The following is an 18,339-nucleotide window of genomic DNA, read 5'->3' as shown; positions in this document are numbered from 1 at the left end:
TCGGGGCGGGCGATGAAAAACCGGGTGCGCCGCACCGGTAGGCTGGATACCTGTGCAGACCCACGAGATTCGACGGCGTTTCCTGGACCATTTCGTCCGTGCCGGACACACCGAGGTGCCCAGCGCCTCGCTGATCCTGGCCGACCCCAACCTGCTGTTCGTCAACGCGGGCATGGTCCAGTTCAAGCCGTACTTCCTGGGGCAGGAGGCGCCGCCGTACCCGCGCGCGACCAGCGTGCAGAAGTGCGTGCGCACCGGTGACATCGAAGAGGTCGGCGTCACCACCCGGCACAACACCTTCTTCCAGATGGCGGGCAACTTCTCCTTCGGCGACTACTTCAAGGAAGGCGCCATCACCTTCGCGTGGGAGCTGATCACCAAGTCGCAGGAGGACGGCGGCTACGGGTTCGATCCGGAGCGGATCTGGGTCACCGCTTACGAATCCGATCCCGAGGCGGCCGAGATCTGGCACCGCGTCGCGGGAATTCCCAAGGAGCGCATCCAGTTCCGCGACGGCAAGGACAACTACTGGGACATGGGCGTGCCCGGTCCCGGCGGCCCGTGCTCGGAGATCTACTACGACCGCGGCCCCGAATACGGCAAGGAGGGCGGGCCCGTCGCCGACGAGGACCGCTACCTCGAGATCTGGAATCTCGTCTTCATGCAGGACATCCGCGGCGAGCTGAGCCCCAAGCAGGGCCACCCGCCGGTCGGGTCGCTGCCGAAGAAGAACATCGACACCGGCATGGGCGTGGAGCGCGTCGCGCTGCTGCTCCAAGGCGTGGACAACGTCTACGAGACCGATCTCATGCGCCCGATCATCGACAAGGCCGAGGAGCTCACCGGCCGCTCCTACGGCGTCGAGCACGCCGACGACGTGCGCTTCCGCGTGATCGCCGACCACGCCCGCACCGCCGCCATGCTCATCTCCGACGGCGTCAACCCCGGCAACGACGGCCGCGGGTACGTGCTGCGCCGCCTGCTGCGCCGCATCGTGCGCTCGGCCCGCCTGCTCGGCGCCGAGAAGCCGGTGATGGCCGAGCTGATCAAGGTCGTCAGCGACCTGATGGCGCCCTCCTATCCGGAGCTGGCCACCGATTTCCGCCGCATCGAGACCGTCGCGGTGGGCGAGGAGACGGCCTTCCTCAAGACGCTGAACACCGGCTCCACCCTGTTCGACAACACCGCCGCGGCCGTGAAGGCCAAGGGCGGCAAGACGATCGCCGGGTCGGACGCGTTCACCCTGCACGACACCTACGGCTTCCCGATCGACCTCACCCTGGAGATGGCCGCCGAGGCGGGCCTGTCGGTGGACGAGGACGGCTTCCGCTCGCTGATGGCCGAACAGCGCCAGCGCGCCAAGGAGGACGCGGCCGCCCGCAAGCACGCCCACGCCGACCTGAGCATCTACAAGGAGCTGGTCGACCGCGGCGCCACCGAGTTCACCGGCTTCGACGAGCTCACCTCCGAGGCGCACGTGCTCGCCCTCATCGCCGACGGCGTGCGCGTCCCGGCCGCCACCGCGGGCCAGGACGTCGAGGTGATCCTCGACCGCAGCCCCCTCTACGCCGAGTCGGGCGGCCAGATCGCCGACCGCGGGTCCATCACCGCGTCGGGTGTGAAGCTGCGCGTCAACGACGTGCAGAAGATCGCCAAGAAGCTGTGGGTGCACAAGACCACCGTCGAACAGGGCCAGATCACCGAGGGCGACGTGGTGCTCGCCCAGGCCGATCCGGCCTGGCGGCGCGGCGCCACCCAGGGCCACTCCGGCACGCACATGGTGCACGCCGCGCTGCGGCAGGTGCTCGGCCCCAACGCCGTGCAGGCGGGTTCGCTGAACAAGCCCGGCTACCTGCGCTTCGACTTCAACTGGCAGGGCCAGCTCAGCGAGCAGCAGAAGGCCGATATCGAGGCCGTGTCCAACGACGCGGTGGGCGCCGACTTCCCGGTCAACACGTTCGTCACCGATCTGCCGAAGGCCAAGCAGATGGGCGCCCTGGCGCTGTTCGGCGAGAACTATGGCGACGAGGTGCGCGTGGTCGAGATCGGGGGCCCGTTCTCGATGGAGCTGTGCGGTGGCACGCACGTGCAGCACTCCTCGCAGATCGGCCCCATCACCGTGCTCGGCGAGTCGTCGGTGGGGTCGGGTATCCGGCGCGTCGAGGCGTTCGTCGGCCTGGACTCCTACAAGTACCTGGCGAAGGAGCGCGCGCTGCTGGCCGGTGTCGCGTCGTCGCTGAAGGTGCCCTCGGAGGAGGTGCCCGCGCGCGTCGAGCAGCTGGTGGAGCGGCTGAAGGTGGCCGAGAAGGAACTCGAGCGCACCAAGATCGCCGCCGTGCTCTCCTCGGCGGGCACGTTCGTCGAGCAGGCCGAACGGGTCGGCGGGGTGCTGCTGGTCGCGGCCGCCGCGCCCGAGGGCGTGTCGGCGGGTGATCTGCGCACGCTGGCCACCGACATCCGCGGCCGTTTCGGCAGCGAACCCGCCGTGGTGGTGCTGCTCGGCAACGCCGACGGCAAGGTGCCGTTCGTCGTCACAGTGAACAAGGGCGCCCAGGAGCTCGGCTTCAAGGCCGGTGACCTGGTCGGCAGCTTCGGCCCGAGCATCTCCGGCCGCGGCGGCGGCAAGCCCGAGATGGCGCAGGGCGCCGGCAGCGATCCCTCGGGTATCGCGGCCGGTCTGGCCGCGGTCCGCGCGCGGGTGGCCGAAATCGCCGGGTGATGCGCGACTCGGAGAGTTCGCCCGTGACGGGACGGCCGCACACCGCGGACCGTCCCGATCCGGCGGCCGACCCCGGACGGGGCAGGCGCCTGGGCATCGACGTCGGTAGCGTCCGCATCGGCGTCGCCACCAGCGACCCCGACGGCATCCTCGCCACGCCGGTCGAAACGGTGGCGCGCGCGGCCCGAAAGGGCCCCGCCACCGACATCGCCAGAATTGCCGAGATTGTGCGGGAGTACGAAGCCGTGGAGGTCGTCGTCGGCCTGCCACGCACGTTACGCGGGGAAAAGGGCAGTTCTGCCGAGGCCGCCATCGCGTTCGCTGAACGTTTGCAAGCGCAAATCGCCCCGGTGCCGATCCGCCTTTCCGACGAACGTTTGACTACGGTGTCTGCTGCACGTGCATTGCGGGACAGCGGAGTTCGCGCGCGTGGCCGGCGGCAGGTGATCGATCAGGCGGCGGCCGTGTCGATCCTGCAAGGATGGTTGGACGAACGGAGTGCTGTGTTGAAGTCAGCGGAAGCGGCGCGCGACGCGTCGTCCGGGGGCGATGCATGACCGACCGATGGGCGCGGGCCGAGGAACGTTACCGACAGCGGGAGGCCGATCGGCGCTACCGCCGCGACGACAGCGCGTGGGGCAGGGATGGCCGCGCGCCGGGCCAGGACGACGAGTGGGACGACTACGACGACGACACCACCGTCATCCCGCGCTACACCGACGACGAGCCGCTCTACGACGGCCCGCCGATGTACGCCGCCGCCGACGACTACGACGAGGAGCCGTCCGAGCCCGCGTCGCCGCCGCGCGCGCAGCGGCCCGCCCGCGGTCAGGCCAAAGCGGCCGCGAAGGGGCGCGGTGGGGGGCAGCGCCCGCCGCGCGGCAAGGGCAAGCGGTCGCGGGTCGCCTCGCGCAAGGCCGCCGAACGCAAGCGCAAGCGGCGCACCATGCTGATCGTCGGCGGCGTGCTGGCGATCGTGCTGGTCGCCGCCGTGGCCTTCGCGGTCAAGAAGCTCACCACGCAGTTCGAGCCGCCCGCCGACTACGCGGGCCCGGCCGGGCCTCCGGTCGTGGTGCAGGTGCACCCCGGTGACACCGCCACCCAGATCGCGCAGGAGATGCGCGACAAGGACGTGGTGGCCAGCACCGGCGCGTTCTACGAGGCGGCGGTGCGCAATTCGGGCATGAACGCGGTGCAGCCCGGCTTCTATCAGATTCCCAGCCAGAGCCCGGCCGAGGACGCGGTCGCCGCGCTGCTGACACCCGGTTCGCGGGTCGGCAACGTCGTCATCTCCGAGGGGCGTCAACTCCACGACCAGCACGACGTGAACACCGGCGCGCCCACGGAGGGCATCTACACGAAGATCGCCGCCGCCAGTTGCGTCGGCGCCGAGGGCGCGAAGAAGTGCGTCACCTACGAGGAACTCTCCGCGGCGGGCGCGGGCACCGACCTGGCGGCGCTGGGCGTGCCGTCCTGGGCGCAGGAGGAGGTGCGCGCCGCCCCCGACCGGGTGCGCCAGCTCGATGGCCTGATCGCCGCGGGCACCTTGGATTTCGATCCGAGTGGCAGCGCGCAGGAGATCCTGCGGCAGCTGATCACCACGAGCGCCGCACGCTACGAGGAGACCGGTCTGCTGACCTCCGGCGCCAATAACGGGCTCACCCCGTACGAGACGCTGATCGCGGCCTCCCTGGTGGAACGTGAAGCGCTGCCGCAGGACATGCCGAAGGTGGCGCGGGTGATCGTGAACCGCCTCGAGGTGGAGCAGCCGTTGCAGTTCGATTCGACGGTCAACTACGCCCTCGACACCACCGAGGTCGCCACCACCGACGCCGACCGCGCCAAGCGCACGCCGTGGAACACCTACGCCATGCCCGGCCTGCCCGCCAACCCCATCGCCTCGCCGTCGATCGCGGCGCTGAAGGCGATGGAGAATCCGGAACCGGGCAACTGGTTGTACTTCGTGACGATCGACATGAAGGGCACCACCCTGTTCACCGACTCCTACTCCCAGCACCTGCGCAATATCGAAAAGGCCATGGAGAGCGGGATTCTCAACAGTGGGCGGTGAGGTGAGCGCGGTCCGCAGGGCGGCGGTGCTCGGCAAGCCCATCGCGCACTCCCGCTCACCGCAACTGCACCTGGCGGCCTACCGCGCGCTCGGGCTGGACTGGATCTACGAGCGCATCGAATGCGCCGCCGACGAATTGCCCGGTCTGGTCGACGGTTTGGGGCCCGAATGGGTCGGCCTGTCGGTCACCATGCCCGGCAAGGAGGCGGCGCTCGCCTACGCGGACGAGCGAACCGACCGCGCCGTGCTGGTGGGCTCGGCGAACACGTTGGTGCGCACCGAGACCGGGTGGCGGGCCGACTGCACCGACGTGGACGGCGTGCTCGGCGCGCTGAGCGGCGGGGGAGTGGACCGCGTCGAGGAGGCGGTGGTGCTCGGTGCGGGCGGTACCGCCCGGCCCGCCCTGTTGGCCTTCGCCGAGCTCGGGGCCAGCGCGGTGACGGTGGTCGCGCGCGACGCCGGACGGGCGCGCAGCGCGCTGGAACTGGCGCAGCGACTCGGCCTCGAGGCGACGGTGTCGGGGTTCGACGCCGACGCCGTGCGCGAGGTGTGCGCGCGGGCGGATGCGGTGGTGAGCACGATTCCGTCCGACGCGGCGGCTCTTGTCGCGGAGGCGGTCGCGGCCGCACCCGTCGTGCTGGACGCGATCTACAACCCGTGGCCGACCCCGCTCGCCGAAGCCGTGGGGCGGGCCGGGCACACGGTGGTGAGCGGGCTGCAGATGCTGCTGAACCAGGCGTACGGGCAGGTCGAGCAGTTCACCGGCCGTCCGGCGCCGCGGGCGGAGATGGCCGCCGCGCTGGACGCGTGAGTGCGTCGGGAACTCTGCCCAATTTCTGATACCGGTTCTAGTTCTGTTCCGCGGACCAGCGGGTTAAGGTGTGAGCCATGAACGCTTGGGTAGTGCGGGCCGTGCTGCTCGGTGCGCTGGTCGTCGCACTGCGCACCCTGCTCGGCTTCACGATGGTGTACTGGCCGACGCAGGGCGTGTGGTGGCGGGCGCTGTGCCTGCTCGTCCTCCTGGCCGCCATCGTGAGCTGGGGTGTGCTGGACGGTCGCCGCGACCGCGAGGCCCACGCCGACCCGGAACGCGGCTCCGACCTCACCGTCCTGTGGTTGCAGGTCGCCGTCGCCGCGGGCGTCGGCAGCGGCGCCGCCGCCTGGCTCCTCGACTTCCTCCCGCGCTTCGACCTCGGCGACAACGGACCGCTGTTCGAACTCACCGCCGGCGCCTCGTTCATCGTCCTGCTGGTCTTTCTCGGCGGGCTGCTGGGTATCGCGCTGGGGCGCTACCTCGCGGGGCGGAACGCGGGGAAGAAGGTGTCGGAGCCGGTCGCGGCGTAGGGATTCGGTTCCCAGGTGCCGGAGTACGCGTGTTGCCTCCTCGGTCGGCCGCGTGATCAGCGACTCGGCGGATTATCGGCCGCCCGGAGTGATCAATCCGGTTTCGTAGGCGAGGCGCACGAGTTGGGCGCGGTCGCGGGCGTCGAGTTTCGTCAGCAGGCGGCCGACGTGGGTGCGGGCGGTGGCCGGGCTGATCGACAGGGTGGCCGCTATCTCGGCGTTGGAGTGCCCGGCGCCGACTTCGGCGAGGACTTCGCGTTCGCGGCCGGTCAGCCGGTCGAGGAGGTGCGCGGAGCGGGGGTTCGGTGCGGTGGCGGCCGCGCGCATCACCCGGCGGGTCACGGCGGGGGAGAGCAGCGCGTCACCGCCCGCGACGATCCGCACGGCGGCGCGCAGGTCGTCGGGATCGGTGTCCTTGAGCAGAAATCCCGCCGCGCCCGCGCGCATCGCCGCCAGGACGTTGTCGTCGGTGTCGAAGGTGGTGAGCACCACCACCTGCACGTGTCGCAGATCCTCGTGCGCGACAATGCGTTTCGTCGCCTCGATCCCGTCGCCGCCCGGCATCCGGATATCCATCAGCACCACATCGGGTCGCAGGCGGCCGACGAGCGCGACGGCGGCCGCCCCACCGCCCGCGTCGCCGACCACCTCGATGTCCTCGGCGCGCTGGAGCAACGCGCGCAGCCCCTCCCGGACCAGCGGCTGATCGTCGACCAGCACCACACGGATCATCGCCTGCCCCGCAGGGGAATTCGCGCCTCCACTCGGAACCCTCCCTCTCGCCGGTGTCCCGCGTCCAAGGTTCCGCCCAGCAACGTCACCCGTTCACGCATGCCGATGATCCCCCATCCGGCGCCGGGATTCGGGGAGGTGTTGCGGTCGGTGGCGTGAGGTTGGTCGGCGGAACCCGGGGAAACGGTGCCGTCGTCGGTCACTCGCACGACGAGATCGGTGTCGTCCCGGTCGATTTCGAGGTGCACCGTGCCCGCGTCCGAATGCCGGAGAATGTTGCTCAGCGACTCCTGAATCACCCGGTAGGCGGTGAGGTCGACGATCGCGGGCAGTTCGGTGGTCGACGGGGAACGTTCGATCGTCACGGTGCGGCCCGCCGTTTCGGCGGGGGCGACCAACTCCGCGAGGCGGCGCAGGTCCGGTGCGGGCGGGGCGGTGGCGCCGGAGGCGCGCAGGGCGTCGACGGTGGCGCGCAGTTCGCGCCCGGCGTCCCGGCAGGCGGTGCGGGCGGCGGTGAGGGAGCGTTCCGCCGTCGCGGGATCTTCTCGGAGGGATTCCCGCGCCACGTCGGTGTGCAGCGCGATCACCGAGACCGTGTGCGCGAGCAGATCGTGCAGATCCCGCGCCACCCGCAGGCGCTCCTGTTCGAGCCGCCCGGCCAGCTCGAGTTCGTGTTCGGCGGTGACGGCCCGCTCCCGCGCCGCGCTCTCGGCGCGCCAACCCCGGCGCGCGCGCACGCTGTCGCCGAGCGCGATCATGGCGGCCATCAGCCCGGCCGAAGTCGGCAACTCCAACCCGAGCACGAACCCCAGATTGTCGCCCTGCCCGACGCGGACCGCCGTCGAGATACCCAGCAGCGCGAGCGCGGTGCCGATGGCCCACGACAGCCGCCCGCGCTCGGCCGCCGAGAACAAGGCGGCAGCGACCGGCAGGGCCAGCCCGATCGGCGGGTAGTCGAGCATGTAGTAGCCCAGCAGCGCCACCCCCGACACCAGCAGCGTCCCCACCGGCCACCGCCGCCGCACCAGCATCAGCCCGCCGAACAGCGCCCCGAACAGGTAGGCGGTCGGATTCACCTCGCCCGCACCGACATTCGCGGTGATCGCGGTGCCCACCACCACAAGCGTGGTCATCGCCAGGGCGAGGTCGACGGCTTGATTGCGCCGCATGGGTTCGGTGTCGCTCACGGTCGGTCCCTCCGATTCGGGAAGGTCTGCGTGGTGCCCGGTTCGCTGTGTTCCCCGGGACACGTGGTCGCCGTGGGTGTGGCGGTCGCGCTCTCGGGGCGTAGGCGCGTGCCGGTCGCATCCTCGGGCGCATCGTCGGATGTGCTGATTCTGGCAGCGTTCGAATACCACGACCGGCGCTTCGGTCGGGCTGCGGCCGTGTTCTGGCGCCCGAGGGGCTGCGCTGTGCCCTGGCATCCGTCGGCCCCACCCTCGGAACTTCCGCCGACAGCCGGATGAGTCGGCGGGCTGTTCACTCGGCGGGCAGCCCGCGTCGTCGGCTTGTCGCACACTCCGGCTCTGCCACACGCCCGTTCGGAGAGTGCGGGTGCGGGATGTGTTGACGCGGCGTCGCTGCCGAGGTTCGGCGCACGTTGTCCGGCGTCGACGCCGAACGATCGCCGCACCCCGATGCGCTGCACCACGAAGACATCTGCCGCGTGTCGGTTGTGATGCTCGCCGGACTCGTAGACAGGGAGAGGGGGCGACACGCCGACAGCGCCGCGAGCGTGAGGTTCCACCACGACCACGGTGCCACGAAGTGCACGAAGTCGACCTTGAACGTGGTCATGTCCGCGTCTATGGCCGGGGCGAGCGCGTCGCGGTCGGAGGGCGCGGTGGGGCGGTGCTGCGCCGAGTTCGGCGTCACCCGGTGACCTGCGGACCCGCTACTCGACACTGCCACGTCCCTGCTCGGTCGCCGTGCTGCCGCGGGTGACGCGGGCGAGTCCCCACGCGAACGCCCCGGTGATCGCACCGAGCAGTAACCCGGTGACCAGGCTGCTCCCGACGGAAAATACCCGCAGCGCAACCTCTTCCGCGCCCGGGGAAAGCCGCCCTTCGAGATTCCCGCCGAGCCTGGGCGGATCCTCGAATGCGGCGTCCCACAGGATCTGGTGCGTGAGCGCGAGCAGTGTGCCGTAGACGACGCCGACCGCGAGCAGGGTGAGGAACGGGTTGGGCACGCGCCGCCACAGCACGTATCCGATCCACACCGCGATCGGCGCGAACACGAGCACGGCGTTGACCGCCGGACCGACCAGGTCGAGATCGTGCGCGATCACGCGCGGCACCCCGAGCGATGCCAGGATGCCGACCACCGCCGGCGAAACTCCGAGCCTCCGTGCGGGATTCATCGCACACCCACCCGGTCCCGGTACAGCCGCAGAAACCCGAGGAATGCGAGCGTCGCCGTCACCGCGCTCATCGCCAGCCGCCCCCAGTGCCCGGTCTCGAATTCGGTCGCGGTCCGGCGCAGCGTCTCCGTCGAATGGACCGCCGCCCCTTCATCGAACATGATCTCGTTGCGCGGCCAGAAGTACAGCACCGAGAACAGGAACTCCCCGAGCACCAGCGTCCCGAGACTGCCCGCGACCCACCACCGCGCCGGCGTCCGCCACACCAGCACGGTGCTCACCACGGCCGCCAGCACCGTCGCCGCCCCCATCGGCGGGAAGAAGTCGGCGGGACCGGTGATCTCGAAGAACGCCGAAGCCTCGGCGAGCGAAGCGGGCACATCGTGAAAGACGTTGGGGTAGATGACGATCGTCTCCACTGCGATCCCGCCGAACGCCACCATCGCGATCCACACGTACAGGCCCGGTACCCCGAGCGAAAACCATTGCCGTCTCATGGGAACGACGGTATTTCCGCAGGTGGGTGCCGCGCGTCCGCCGAGACGCGCGACTTCCGTACGTATCTCGACGTAGGGTCGCGGTCGACTCGGCCGCGACGGTCCTGGGCGAGGACGCGTCGGTGCGGATGGGTCGCCGCCGTCGGCATGTCCGGCGGTCCGATGCGGAGCGGGCAGCAGTCGACGCGCCCGGAAGGAAGCCGTCCGCCGCGAGACCGAGGCCGGGCGTCCCGTGGCCACCCGGCCCAGAGCTCAGAGCAAGATCGCGCCGCCGCCCTGGTTCTCCTCGCGGGCGATGGCCGAGTAGGCGGCGGCGAGGAGGCTGGGGTCGGGGCCCTCGAGGCGGCCGGGCTTGGCGAGTCCGTCGAGCACGACGAAGCGGAGCACGCCGGAGCGGGTCTTCTTGTCGGTCTGCATGGCGTCGAGCAGCTGTGGCAGCGCGTCGGCGTCGTAGCCCACCGGCAGGCCGATGCTGGACAGGATCGCGCGATGCCGGTCGGCGGTCTCGTCGTCGAGCCGGCCCGCGAGGCGGCCCAGCTCGGCGGCGAACACCAGGCCGACGGAGACCGCCGCGCCGTGGCGCCACCGGTAGCGCTCGCGGCGCTCGATGGCGTGGCCCAGGGTGTGGCCGTAGTTGAGGATCTCGCGCAGGCTCGACTCTTTGAGGTCGGCGGCGACCACGTCGGCCTTCACCTGGATGGCGCGGCGGATGAGTTCCGGCAGCACCTCGCCCGTCGGGTCGAGCGCGGCCTCCGGGTCGCGTTCCACCAGGTCGAGGATCACCGGGTCGGCGATGAAACCGGCCTTGATGATCTCGGCCATGCCCGCGACGATCTCGTTGCGCGGCACCGTCTCCAGCGTCGCCAGGTCCACCAGCACGGCGGTGGGCTCGTGGAAGGAACCGACGAGGTTCTTGCCCGCCTCGGTGTTGATGCCGGTCTTGCCGCCGACGGCGGCGTCCACCATGGCCAGCAGCGTGGTCGGCACGTGCACGATCCGCACGCCGCGCATCCAGGTCGCGGCGACGAACCCGGCGAGGTCGGTCGCCGCACCGCCGCCGAGGCTCACCACGACGTCGTTGCGGGTCAGGCCGATACGGCCGAGCACCTCCCAGCAGAAGCCGGCGACCGCGAGGTCCTTGCCCGCCTCGGCGTCGGGGATCTCGACTCGATGCGCGTCGATGCCGGTGTCGGCGAGCGCTTTGCGCACCACCTCGGCGGTCTCGGCCAGCGGCGGCTGATGGAAGATCGCGACGGTACGCACACCGGTGGTCGCGCCGGTGACCGACTCGACGAGTTCGCCGAGCAACCCGCGCCCGATGATCACCGGATACGGGTCGGCGGTGCGGACCTGGATACGCGTCGGCTCTGTCACTGCTGCTCCGATTCTGTTCGTGCCGTCTGCTCGAGTGCGCGCCCCCGCGGTCGGCGTGCGCGCCTGCGCCGGCTGCGGCCGGCGACCTGTTCCGCCGTCGCCCACCCGACGGCCTTTCCGGATTCCCCCGTGGTGGATTCGGGTGCGGCGCCCGAATGTTCTTGTGCGCCAGGCGCGGAACCGTTCAGCGTGTCAGCGGGGCCGCCCGGTTGGGCCGATGTGGCCCCCGGGGGAGTTCCGTTCTGCGCGTCACCGATCCGTGTCGGCAGGTTGCCGGACTGGTCTGCGGTGCCGCGCGGGACGCCAGCCGAGGGTGCCGCGTCCGGGTGCGTTTCGGCGCGTGCGCTACCGATCGGTGCGGGCAGGCCGCCGGGAGCAGCGGGCAGGTCCGCGGTGTCGCGCGGTACTTCGGCCGATACGGCTCGGGCGTCCGGGTGAGATCCGGCTGGTGCACCGGTGGTCCGTGGCGGTGAGGTGCGGGGTTCATCGGCCGGGCTGTGCCTGTTCCCGGAGGGGGCGACATTCGCAAGTCGAGAGTGTTGCGCGTGTGCTGTGTCCGGCTCGAGGGTGCCGTTGGCGATCGAGATGTCCACTGGCTCAGCCGCTGACGTCGCGCTCTGTCCGGCGGATTCTGTTGCGGCGCTGCTTGTTTGCGTCGAAGTGGGTGCGCCGACACTCCGGGCCGCACGTCGGCGGCCCCGCCGCTTGGATGGGCCGGTGGACGAAGGGGACACAGCCGACCGTTCGCCGGATTCCGGTGCGGGGGTAGCGGTCGGGTGCTCGGTGTGTGCGACTTGTGGCGAGCCGTGGGCCTCGGCCGACGTGGTGGACTTCTGCCGATCGACTGCGGAATCCGAAGGGGGCGTAGCGGATTCCGGAAGGCCGGCGCTCACGGTGGCGCTCGACGAGCGCCTGCGTCGGGACCGGCGGCGGCGCGTCCCCGCAGTCGTCGAGGCCGGGGCGGGTGCGGGTTGTTCGGGGGGCGTGACGATTTCCCCGTTGGCCGCGGCGGCGCGGCGGGCGGCGGCGCGGGCTCGGGCGCGGCGGCGCGCGCGAGATCGGCTGCTGCCCTGCGGGTTCGGCGTCGACTCCGGGGCGGGCTGTGCCGTGGGTTCGGGCGCGACGGGTTCGACGCCGAGCTTGTCGAGGATCATCTTGACGACCCGGCCCGGACTACGTCCGTCGGTGCGCACCCGCACCGACGCGACCTCGCGGTACAGCGGCCGCCGTTTGCGCATGAGTTCCCGGTATTTGGCGCCGGGGTCGTCGCCGGTCAGCAGCGGGCGCTGGTTGCTGGAGCCGGTGCGGCGCAGCCCTTCGCCCACGCTGATCTCCAAGTACACGACCGTGCGTCCGCGCAGCAACGCCCGCGTGTTCTCCGAGAGCACGGCGCCGCCGCCGAGCGAGACGACGCCGCGTTCGGCGAGGATGGCGCGCCGCACCACCCGCTCCTCGATGCGGCGGAACTCCGGTTCGCCGTCGGCGGCGAAGATCTCCGGGATGGTGCGCCCGGTCTCGCGTTCGATACCCGCGTCCGTGTCGTACAGGTCGACGCCGAGCTCCTTGGCGAGCTTGCGGCCGATCGTCGACTTCCCCGCTCCCGGCGGTCCGACCAGCACCACGCGCGGGGCGCGCGGATCGGTCTGCACGATCATTGCGGCCGACTGTCCGCCGGGACGTGCGGGCGGACGCCGATCCGCTTGACGTAACCGGTGATATTGCCGATCGTCTCGTCCAGCGAATCACCGCCGAACTTCTCCAGCGCGGCTTGGGCCACCACCAGCGCCACCATGGCCTCGGCGACGACGCCCGCGGCGGGCACCGCGCACACGTCGGAGCGCTGGTGGATGGCCACGGCCTCCTCGCCGGTGCTCATGTCGACGGTGGACAGCGCGCGCGGCACCGTGGAGATCGGCTTCATCGCGGCACGCACGCGCAGCGGCTCGCCGTTGGTCATGCCGCCCTCGAGGCCGCCCGCGCGGTTGGTGGAGCGCAGCACGCCGTCGGGGCCGGGGCGCATCTCGTCGTGCGCCTGGCTGCCGCGGCGTCGCGCGGTCTCGAAACCGTCGCCCACCTCGACGCCCTTGATGGCCTGGATGCCCATGAGCGCACCCGCGAGGCGCGAGTCGAGGCGGTCGGCGCCGCTGATGAACGAGCCGAGCCCGACCGGCAGGCCGTCGACCACGACCTCGACGACGCCGCCGAGGGTGTCGCCGTCCTTCTTGGCGGCCTCGATCTCGGCGATCATCGCGGCCTCGGCCTCGGCGTCGAACGCGCGCACGGGGCTGGCGTCGATAGCGGCCAGATCGGCGGCGGTGGGGATGTGCCCGGTGGTGTTGGCGGCGGTGCCGATGGAGACCACGTGCGAGACGACCTCCACACCGAACGCCTGGCGCAGGAAGTTGCGCGCCACGGTGCCCGCCGCCACGCGCGCGGCGGTCTCGCGGGCGCTGGCGCGCTCGAGCACGTTGCGGGCGTCGTCGAACCCGTACTTGAGCATGCCGGAGTAGTCGGCGTGGCCGGGGCGGGGGCGGGTGAGCGGCGCGTTGCGCGCGAGATCGGCCAGTTCGGCCTCGTCGACCGGGTCGGCGGACATGACCGTCGTCCACTTGGGCCACTCGGAGTTGGCCACCTCGATGGCGACCGGCCCGCCCATGGTGCGACCGTGGCGGACGCCGCCGATCATCGTGACCTTGTCGGCCTCGAACTTCATCCGCGCACCGCGCCCGTAGCCGAGCCGGCGGCGCGCGAGCTGGGCGGAGATGTCCTCGGACGTCACTTCGACACCCGCGACCATCCCCTCGAGGATCGCGACGAGGGCGGGACCATGGGATTCTCCGGCAGTTATCCAGCGCAGCACGATTCCTATCCTTCCATGTCGAGGCCTCGACCTCAGCATCCGGTCGCCAGTGATCACCGGCACGTCGCCACCCCCGAACCCACCCCGGCACACCCCACCCCACCGGTCGCCTACCGGTTGCGGAGCCCGGCGCATCCGTCGCGCACTAATCAGTTGCCCCAACCGATTGCCGACCCTCGCCCCGCATCAGGTCTCTCCCGCGCAGAACCCACCCGAGCCATCCCGACAATCGCTAGAGCCACCGCCCAGACACAGCGTGTGCCCCCGCCCACTGTCAGTTCTCGGGCGACACCCACTCCGCACAACCCGCTGCCCGTGCGGCGGCAGGTCGAGACCATGGGCTACGCGCCGGAACAGAGCAGGCTGCTGGGCCGAGTCGCCTCCGGTGACGTGCCGGCCCTCGACACGTTCGCGTCTCGCTGCCCACCGGCTCTCCAGCGGACCTCACTCGCCGCACCCCGGCCCAGCTTCTGAGGCCACGAGCACACGTGGACGGCTCGTGCGTGCATCGCGGCCACTCGCGTTCACCCGTCCGGCACCACCATCGCCACCAGCGTCGCAGCACACATCGACGGCCCATGTGGCACGGTCACGCGCCACGCATCACGGCCGAATCTCCGTGCCGCGACGCAGATCAATCCGAGCGCGCCCGTGAGGATCGGCGCGCCGAGCGCCGCCCACACCCAGGTCTGGGCGCCGTCCAGCGCGCCGGCCGCTCCGAGCCCAGCGGCCAGCTTCACATCACCCGCCCCCAAAGCGGCCGGTGCGAGAAGGTGCAGCACCAGGTAGGGGAGTACCAAGACGACGGCGCCGATCGTCGCGGCGATGAATTCCGTTGTGAGCAGGGCGTATCCGAAGATCGCCACCGCGCCGCACCCGGTGAGGAGATTGGGGAGCCGCTGCTCCCGGATATCGATGACGGAGAGCGCGGCGCACCACACGGCGAGCAGAACGAAGGCTGGGACGGTCATGACTCCAGCCTCGCGATCGACGCCCCGCTCCGGGGTCCGTGCGACGAGAATGTGGAGAACTCCGCCCCTGTGGAAAACCGCCGATGACCTCACGACCAAGTGTCGAGTTCGTATGCGGGCCGTTGGCCGGCCGTTACAGCGGAGGTGCGGCGGTCGGAAGCATTGATCCAATCCGCCCGACCGCGATGGATCGCAGCCTGGCCGATCCAGGTGGAGGCGCTACCGCTACCCCTCATCGGTCAGCCGGCCATTGATCTGGTCGGTGCCGACAGCTCGGGCGTTGCGATTCGGGTCGTTGGCCGGGGCGTCGGCGCCTCTTCGCGTTCGGGGCTGCTGCGAGGGAGAGGCCTCGGGCGACGGGCCTCAACACCGATCCGGCCGCGGCGCCGCAGATCAGGCGGTCCTCAACCGATCCTGGTTGCGGCCGCAGCTCGTGCTGAGACCAGGTGCGCGCCGAGCGACCGCTGCCCACGGCCTCGTACTTCCTGTCCGGGCGATGTCATCGTCGAACCGCGGGATCACCGGGACGTGCGGCGACCCGCACGAACTCAGAACGGCATCCCCACCTTCAACTGATTCAGCGAATACTCGACCATCCCCACCGCCGCACTCACATCCGACTCCTCGATGCACCGCCGCATGGTCAACAGCACGATCCCGATCAGCACGCTGGTGAACCACCGCACGTCGGCGTCGTCGGCGGTGCGCCCGGTGCGCTCGGCCACGCACCCGGCCAGCACGTCCTCGATGGTCAACAGGCTGGTCAGCATCGCGCCGCGCAGCGCGGGCTCGGTGAGCATCAACCGGGTGCGCTGCACGCCCAGCGTCAGGTCCTCCGGCGGCACCAGCGCGACCACCTCGCGCATCGCCGCCAGCAAGGCGTCGATCACGGGCTCGTCGGCGGGCCGCTCCCGGAACCGCTCGACGAAGACGTAGTCGTACTCGTCGTTGACGACCAGGTCCTCTTTGGTCGGGAAGTACCGGTAGACGGTGCTCGGCGCCACCTCCGCCGCGGCCGCGACCGCTTCGACGGTGGTGGCGCCGTACCCGTTCTCGTGGAAGAGGCGCATCGCGTGGCGCTGGATGGCGGCCGTCGTCCTGGCCTTCTTCAGCTGGCGCAGGCCCCCGGACGAAGCCTGCTGCCGTTGCGCGGCCGAAGTCACGTTGCGCCCCTTCCCGTCAGCTCCTGATCGGCGACATCTCCGATTCTGCCGCACCGCCCGCGGCCACCTCGGCGCGGTCGTCGAGCTTGCTGCCTTCCACATCGACCTCCGGCAGGATCCGGTCCAACCAGCCCGGCAGCCACCAGCCGGCCTTCCCCAGCAGCGACATCGCCGCGGGCACCAGCGTCATCCGCACGATGAACGCGTCGAAGAACACCGCCGCGGCCAGCGCGAAACCGACCGACTGCACCATCGGCGTCGGCGAGAGCAGGAATCCGGCGAACACGCTGATCATGATCAGCGCCGCCGCGGTCACCACCCGCGCGCTGACCGCGAAACCCTCGACCACCGCGGCGTCGGTGCTCGCGCCGCGCTGGTGCTCCTCGCGCATCCGCGTCACCAGGAACACCTGGTAGTCCATCGCCAGCCCGAACACCAGGCCGATCAGCACCACCGGCAACAGATTGACGATGATCCCGGACGATTCCAGCCCAAGCACCGCACCGAACCACCCCCACTGGAACACCGCGACCACCACGCCGAACGTGGCCGCGACACTGAGCAGGAAGCCCACTGCGGCGACCAGCGGCACCAGCAGCGACCGGAACACGAGCACCAGCAGCACGAACGCCAACCCGCCGACCACTGCGAGATACGGGATCATCGCCGCTCCCAGCTTGTCCGAGGCGTCGATGTCGAGGGCGGTCTGGCCCGTCACCAGCACCTTCATCCCGGGCAGGCTCGCGGCGGCGGCGCGGATGTCGTGGATCAACGCCTCGGTGTCGGTGGTCGTCGGACCGGTCTCCGGGATCACGCCGAGCAGCGCGGTGCGTCCCGACGCGTCCAGCACGGGCGGCGCGACGCCCGCGACGGGACCGGCCGCGTGGATCAGTTCGGTGGCACGCGCGGCGGCGGCTTCCGCGTCACCGCCGGGTGCGTCCACCAGGATGGTCAGCGGTCCGTTGTGGCCGGGGCCGAAGCTGTCGGAGATCAGGTCGTAGGCGCGGCGCTGGGTGGTGTCGGCCGGCGCGGTCCCGTCGTCGGGGAAGCCGAGGCGCAGGTCCAGGGCGGGCAGCGCCGCGAGCAGCAGCACCAGCGCGCCGCCCACCAGCACCGGAATGCGATGGGAGAGAATCCATTCCGCCCACCGCCGACCGGGCGCCCTGGTCACCGTCCGGCGATTAACACCGCGCAGCACCCGCGCGCCGGCGAATCCGAGCAGCGCGGGGAGCAGGGTCAACGCGGCGGGCACCGCCATCGCCACGGCGAAGGCCGCCGCCAACCCCACCTGGGTGAGCGCCGGGATGCCGACCACCGTGAGTCCCGCCAGCGCGACCACCACGGTCATGCCGGCGAAGAACACCGCCGTGCCCGCCCGCCCCATCGCCTGGCCCGCGGCTTCCTCCGGCGCGTAGCCATCGGCCGCGAGCTGGCGGTAGCGCAGGATGATGAACAGCGAGTAGTCGATCGCCACGGCGGTGCCGAGCATCAGCGCCAGCATGCTGGAATCGCCCGCCATTTCGGTGAATCCGCTGGCCGCGGCGATACCGGACAGTGCGACGGCGAGCGCGCCGCCCGCCACCACGAGCGGCATACCGGCCGCCACCAGCGAGCCGAGCGTGATCAGCAGCACCACCGCCGCGACCACGATGCCCAGGACCTCGCCCACGCCCTCCTCGGGCGCCGCCACCGCCGGGCCGCCCACTTCCGCGGTGAGTCCCGCGTCGCGCGCCAGGGTGAGCGCGTCGGTCAGCGCCTTGCGGTCGCCATCGGTCAGTTCGGTCGGGCCGTCCCGATAGGAGACGGTCACCAGACCCATGCGCTCATCGGGCGTCACCGCCGAGGTGAACGGGTCGCCCACGTCCACGATCGACGGTTCGGACGCCAGGCGTTCGCGCACCCGCTCGACGGTCGCGCGATGTTCGCTCTCGGTCAGTCGCGCGCCCTCGGGCGCCGCCAGCACCACCGTCGCGGTCGCCCCGCCCGCCGACAGTTCGGGGAATCGCTCGGCGGCCAGATCGACGGCTTCCTGCGCCTCCGTGCCGGGCACGGTGAACGAATCCGAGGTCGGGCCGGAGAGGGTGGCCGCCGCCACGCCGGCTAGCGCGATCACGGCCAGCCAGCCGAACACCGTGAGGCCTCTGCGCCGGAAACACCAGCGTCCGAGCCGGTGGAGCAGGACCGACATGACAGTCTCCTATCAAATGGGAGTGAAATGTGAAATCGGAGTGTACTCCCAAATTGGG

Annotated in this window: 15 protein-coding genes and 1 pseudogene; 6 read left to right on the top strand and 10 right to left on the bottom strand. The window is 71.1% G+C overall.

Going from position 1 to position 18,339, the window contains the following annotated elements; genetic code table 11:
- Positions 1 to 52 precede the first annotated feature (52 nt).
- From alaS to DFR74_RS01250, 5 genes are all read left to right on the top strand, one after another.
- Entirely contained in the window at positions 53 to 2,719 is a 2,667-nt protein-coding gene (alaS, locus tag DFR74_RS01270; protein ID WP_067513890.1) for an alanine--tRNA ligase, read from the top strand.
- The gene (ruvX, locus tag DFR74_RS01265) at positions 2,719 to 3,276 is read left to right on the top strand and encodes a Holliday junction resolvase RuvX (RefSeq protein WP_067513889.1); all 558 of its coding nucleotides are present in this window, start codon (positions 2,719 to 2,721) and stop codon (positions 3,274 to 3,276) included. Before alaS ends, ruvX begins: the two co-directional genes overlap by 1 nt.
- Complete coding sequence (locus DFR74_RS01260) at positions 3,273 to 4,790, top strand: endolytic transglycosylase MltG (protein ID WP_113974907.1); 1,518 nt, start codon at positions 3,273 to 3,275, stop codon at positions 4,788 to 4,790. The genes ruvX and DFR74_RS01260 overlap by 4 nt, the downstream gene beginning before the upstream one ends.
- The gene (locus DFR74_RS01255) at positions 4,780 to 5,601 is read left to right on the top strand and encodes a shikimate dehydrogenase (RefSeq protein WP_067509674.1); all 822 of its coding nucleotides are present in this window, start codon (positions 4,780 to 4,782) and stop codon (positions 5,599 to 5,601) included. The genes DFR74_RS01260 and DFR74_RS01255 overlap by 11 nt, the downstream gene beginning before the upstream one ends.
- A gap of 77 nt (positions 5,602 to 5,678) precedes the next feature.
- A complete protein-coding gene (locus DFR74_RS01250; protein WP_067509673.1) occupies positions 5,679 to 6,134 on the top strand; it encodes a B-4DMT family transporter in 456 nt (151 codons plus the stop codon).
- 72 nt (positions 6,135 to 6,206) lie between these two features.
- Here DFR74_RS01250 and DFR74_RS01245 read toward each other — a convergent pair whose 3' ends face one another.
- Together DFR74_RS01245 and DFR74_RS01240 are read right to left on the bottom strand one after the other, a co-directional pair.
- Positions 6,207 to 6,866 carry a response regulator gene (locus tag DFR74_RS01245; RefSeq protein WP_067509671.1) on the bottom strand — a complete coding sequence of 220 codons (660 nt, stop codon included), beginning with the start codon at positions 6,864 to 6,866 and terminating at the stop codon, positions 6,207 to 6,209.
- Positions 6,863 to 8,053: a sensor histidine kinase gene (locus DFR74_RS01240; RefSeq protein WP_084537706.1), complete on the bottom strand. Its 1,191-nt coding sequence runs from the start codon at positions 8,051 to 8,053 to the stop codon at positions 6,863 to 6,865. The genes DFR74_RS01245 and DFR74_RS01240 overlap by 4 nt, the downstream gene beginning before the upstream one ends.
- 413 nt (positions 8,054 to 8,466) lie before the next feature.
- On the opposite strand from DFR74_RS01240, the gene DFR74_RS01235 reads away from it, so the two are divergent.
- Positions 8,467 to 8,748 carry a hypothetical protein gene (locus DFR74_RS01235; protein WP_067509669.1) on the top strand — a complete coding sequence of 94 codons (282 nt, stop codon included), beginning with the start codon at positions 8,467 to 8,469 and terminating at the stop codon, positions 8,746 to 8,748.
- Between the two features lie 12 nt (positions 8,749 to 8,760).
- On the opposite strand, the gene DFR74_RS01230 is transcribed toward DFR74_RS01235, so the two are convergent.
- The 8 genes and pseudogenes from DFR74_RS01230 to DFR74_RS01195 all read right to left on the bottom strand — a co-directional run bounded on the left by DFR74_RS01230 (position 8,761) and on the right by DFR74_RS01195 (position 18,281).
- The gene (locus tag DFR74_RS01230) at positions 8,761 to 9,228 is read right to left on the bottom strand and encodes a hypothetical protein (RefSeq protein ID WP_195124483.1); all 468 of its coding nucleotides are present in this window, start codon (positions 9,226 to 9,228) and stop codon (positions 8,761 to 8,763) included.
- Positions 9,225 to 9,725, bottom strand: coding sequence for a DUF1772 domain-containing protein (locus DFR74_RS01225; protein WP_067509664.1), 501 nt, complete (start codon positions 9,723 to 9,725; stop codon positions 9,225 to 9,227). The genes DFR74_RS01230 and DFR74_RS01225 overlap by 4 nt, the downstream gene beginning before the upstream one ends.
- Before the next feature lie 252 nt (positions 9,726 to 9,977).
- On the bottom strand, positions 9,978 to 11,099 hold the full coding sequence (aroB, locus tag DFR74_RS01220; protein ID WP_067509662.1) for a 3-dehydroquinate synthase: 1,122 nt from the start codon (positions 11,097 to 11,099) through the stop codon (positions 9,978 to 9,980).
- A 1,136-nt stretch (positions 11,100 to 12,235) separates the two neighbouring features.
- Positions 12,236 to 12,754: pseudogene (locus tag DFR74_RS01215) on the bottom strand (shikimate kinase); the annotation flags it as partial.
- Complete coding sequence (aroC, locus tag DFR74_RS01210) at positions 12,751 to 13,959, bottom strand: chorismate synthase (RefSeq protein ID WP_067509660.1); 1,209 nt, start codon at positions 13,957 to 13,959, stop codon at positions 12,751 to 12,753. The pseudogene DFR74_RS01215 and the gene aroC, both read right to left, overlap by 4 nt.
- A gap of 524 nt (positions 13,960 to 14,483) precedes the next feature.
- Positions 14,484 to 14,930 (bottom strand): prepilin peptidase, encoded by a 447-nt coding sequence (locus DFR74_RS01205; RefSeq protein ID WP_067509659.1) that lies wholly within the window; start codon positions 14,928 to 14,930, stop codon positions 14,484 to 14,486.
- Between the two features lie 548 nt (positions 14,931 to 15,478).
- Positions 15,479 to 16,093 carry an acyl-CoA-like ligand-binding transcription factor gene (locus tag DFR74_RS01200; protein WP_067509657.1) on the bottom strand — a complete coding sequence of 205 codons (615 nt, stop codon included), beginning with the start codon at positions 16,091 to 16,093 and terminating at the stop codon, positions 15,479 to 15,481.
- A 16-nt stretch (positions 16,094 to 16,109) separates the two neighbouring features.
- Positions 16,110 to 18,281, bottom strand: coding sequence for an MMPL family transporter (locus tag DFR74_RS01195; protein WP_067509655.1), 2,172 nt, complete (start codon positions 18,279 to 18,281; stop codon positions 16,110 to 16,112).
- Positions 18,282 to 18,339: the final 58 nt, after the last annotated feature.

Origin of the sequence: Nocardia puris (assembly GCF_003315035.1) — a bacterium.
Lineage (GTDB): Bacteria > Actinomycetota > Actinomycetes > Mycobacteriales > Mycobacteriaceae > Nocardia > Nocardia puris.
The sequence above is the reverse complement of the archived record's forward strand: the minus strand, read 5'-3'. Positions and strand labels throughout refer to the sequence as shown.

Excerpts from the sequence above, each read along its gene's own strand:
- DFR74_RS01195 (WP_067509655.1), bottom strand. The coding sequence starts at position 18,281 with ATGTCGGTCCTGCTCCACCGGCTCGGACGCTGGTGTTTCCGGCGCAGA.
- DFR74_RS01225 (WP_067509664.1), bottom strand. The coding sequence starts at position 9,725 with ATGAGACGGCAATGGTTTTCGCTCGGGGTACCGGGCCTGTACGTGTGG.
- DFR74_RS01245 (WP_067509671.1), bottom strand. The coding sequence starts at position 6,866 with ATGATCCGTGTGGTGCTGGTCGACGATCAGCCGCTGGTCCGGGAGGGG.
- DFR74_RS01230 (WP_195124483.1), bottom strand. The coding sequence starts at position 9,228 with ATGAATCCCGCACGGAGGCTCGGAGTTTCGCCGGCGGTGGTCGGCATC.
- DFR74_RS01205 (WP_067509659.1), bottom strand. The coding sequence starts at position 14,930 with ATGACCGTCCCAGCCTTCGTTCTGCTCGCCGTGTGGTGCGCCGCGCTC.
- DFR74_RS01250 (WP_067509673.1), top strand. The coding sequence starts at position 5,679 with ATGAACGCTTGGGTAGTGCGGGCCGTGCTGCTCGGTGCGCTGGTCGTC.
- ruvX (WP_067513889.1), top strand. The coding sequence starts at position 2,719 with ATGCGCGACTCGGAGAGTTCGCCCGTGACGGGACGGCCGCACACCGCG.
- DFR74_RS01260 (WP_113974907.1), top strand. The coding sequence starts at position 3,273 with ATGACCGACCGATGGGCGCGGGCCGAGGAACGTTACCGACAGCGGGAG.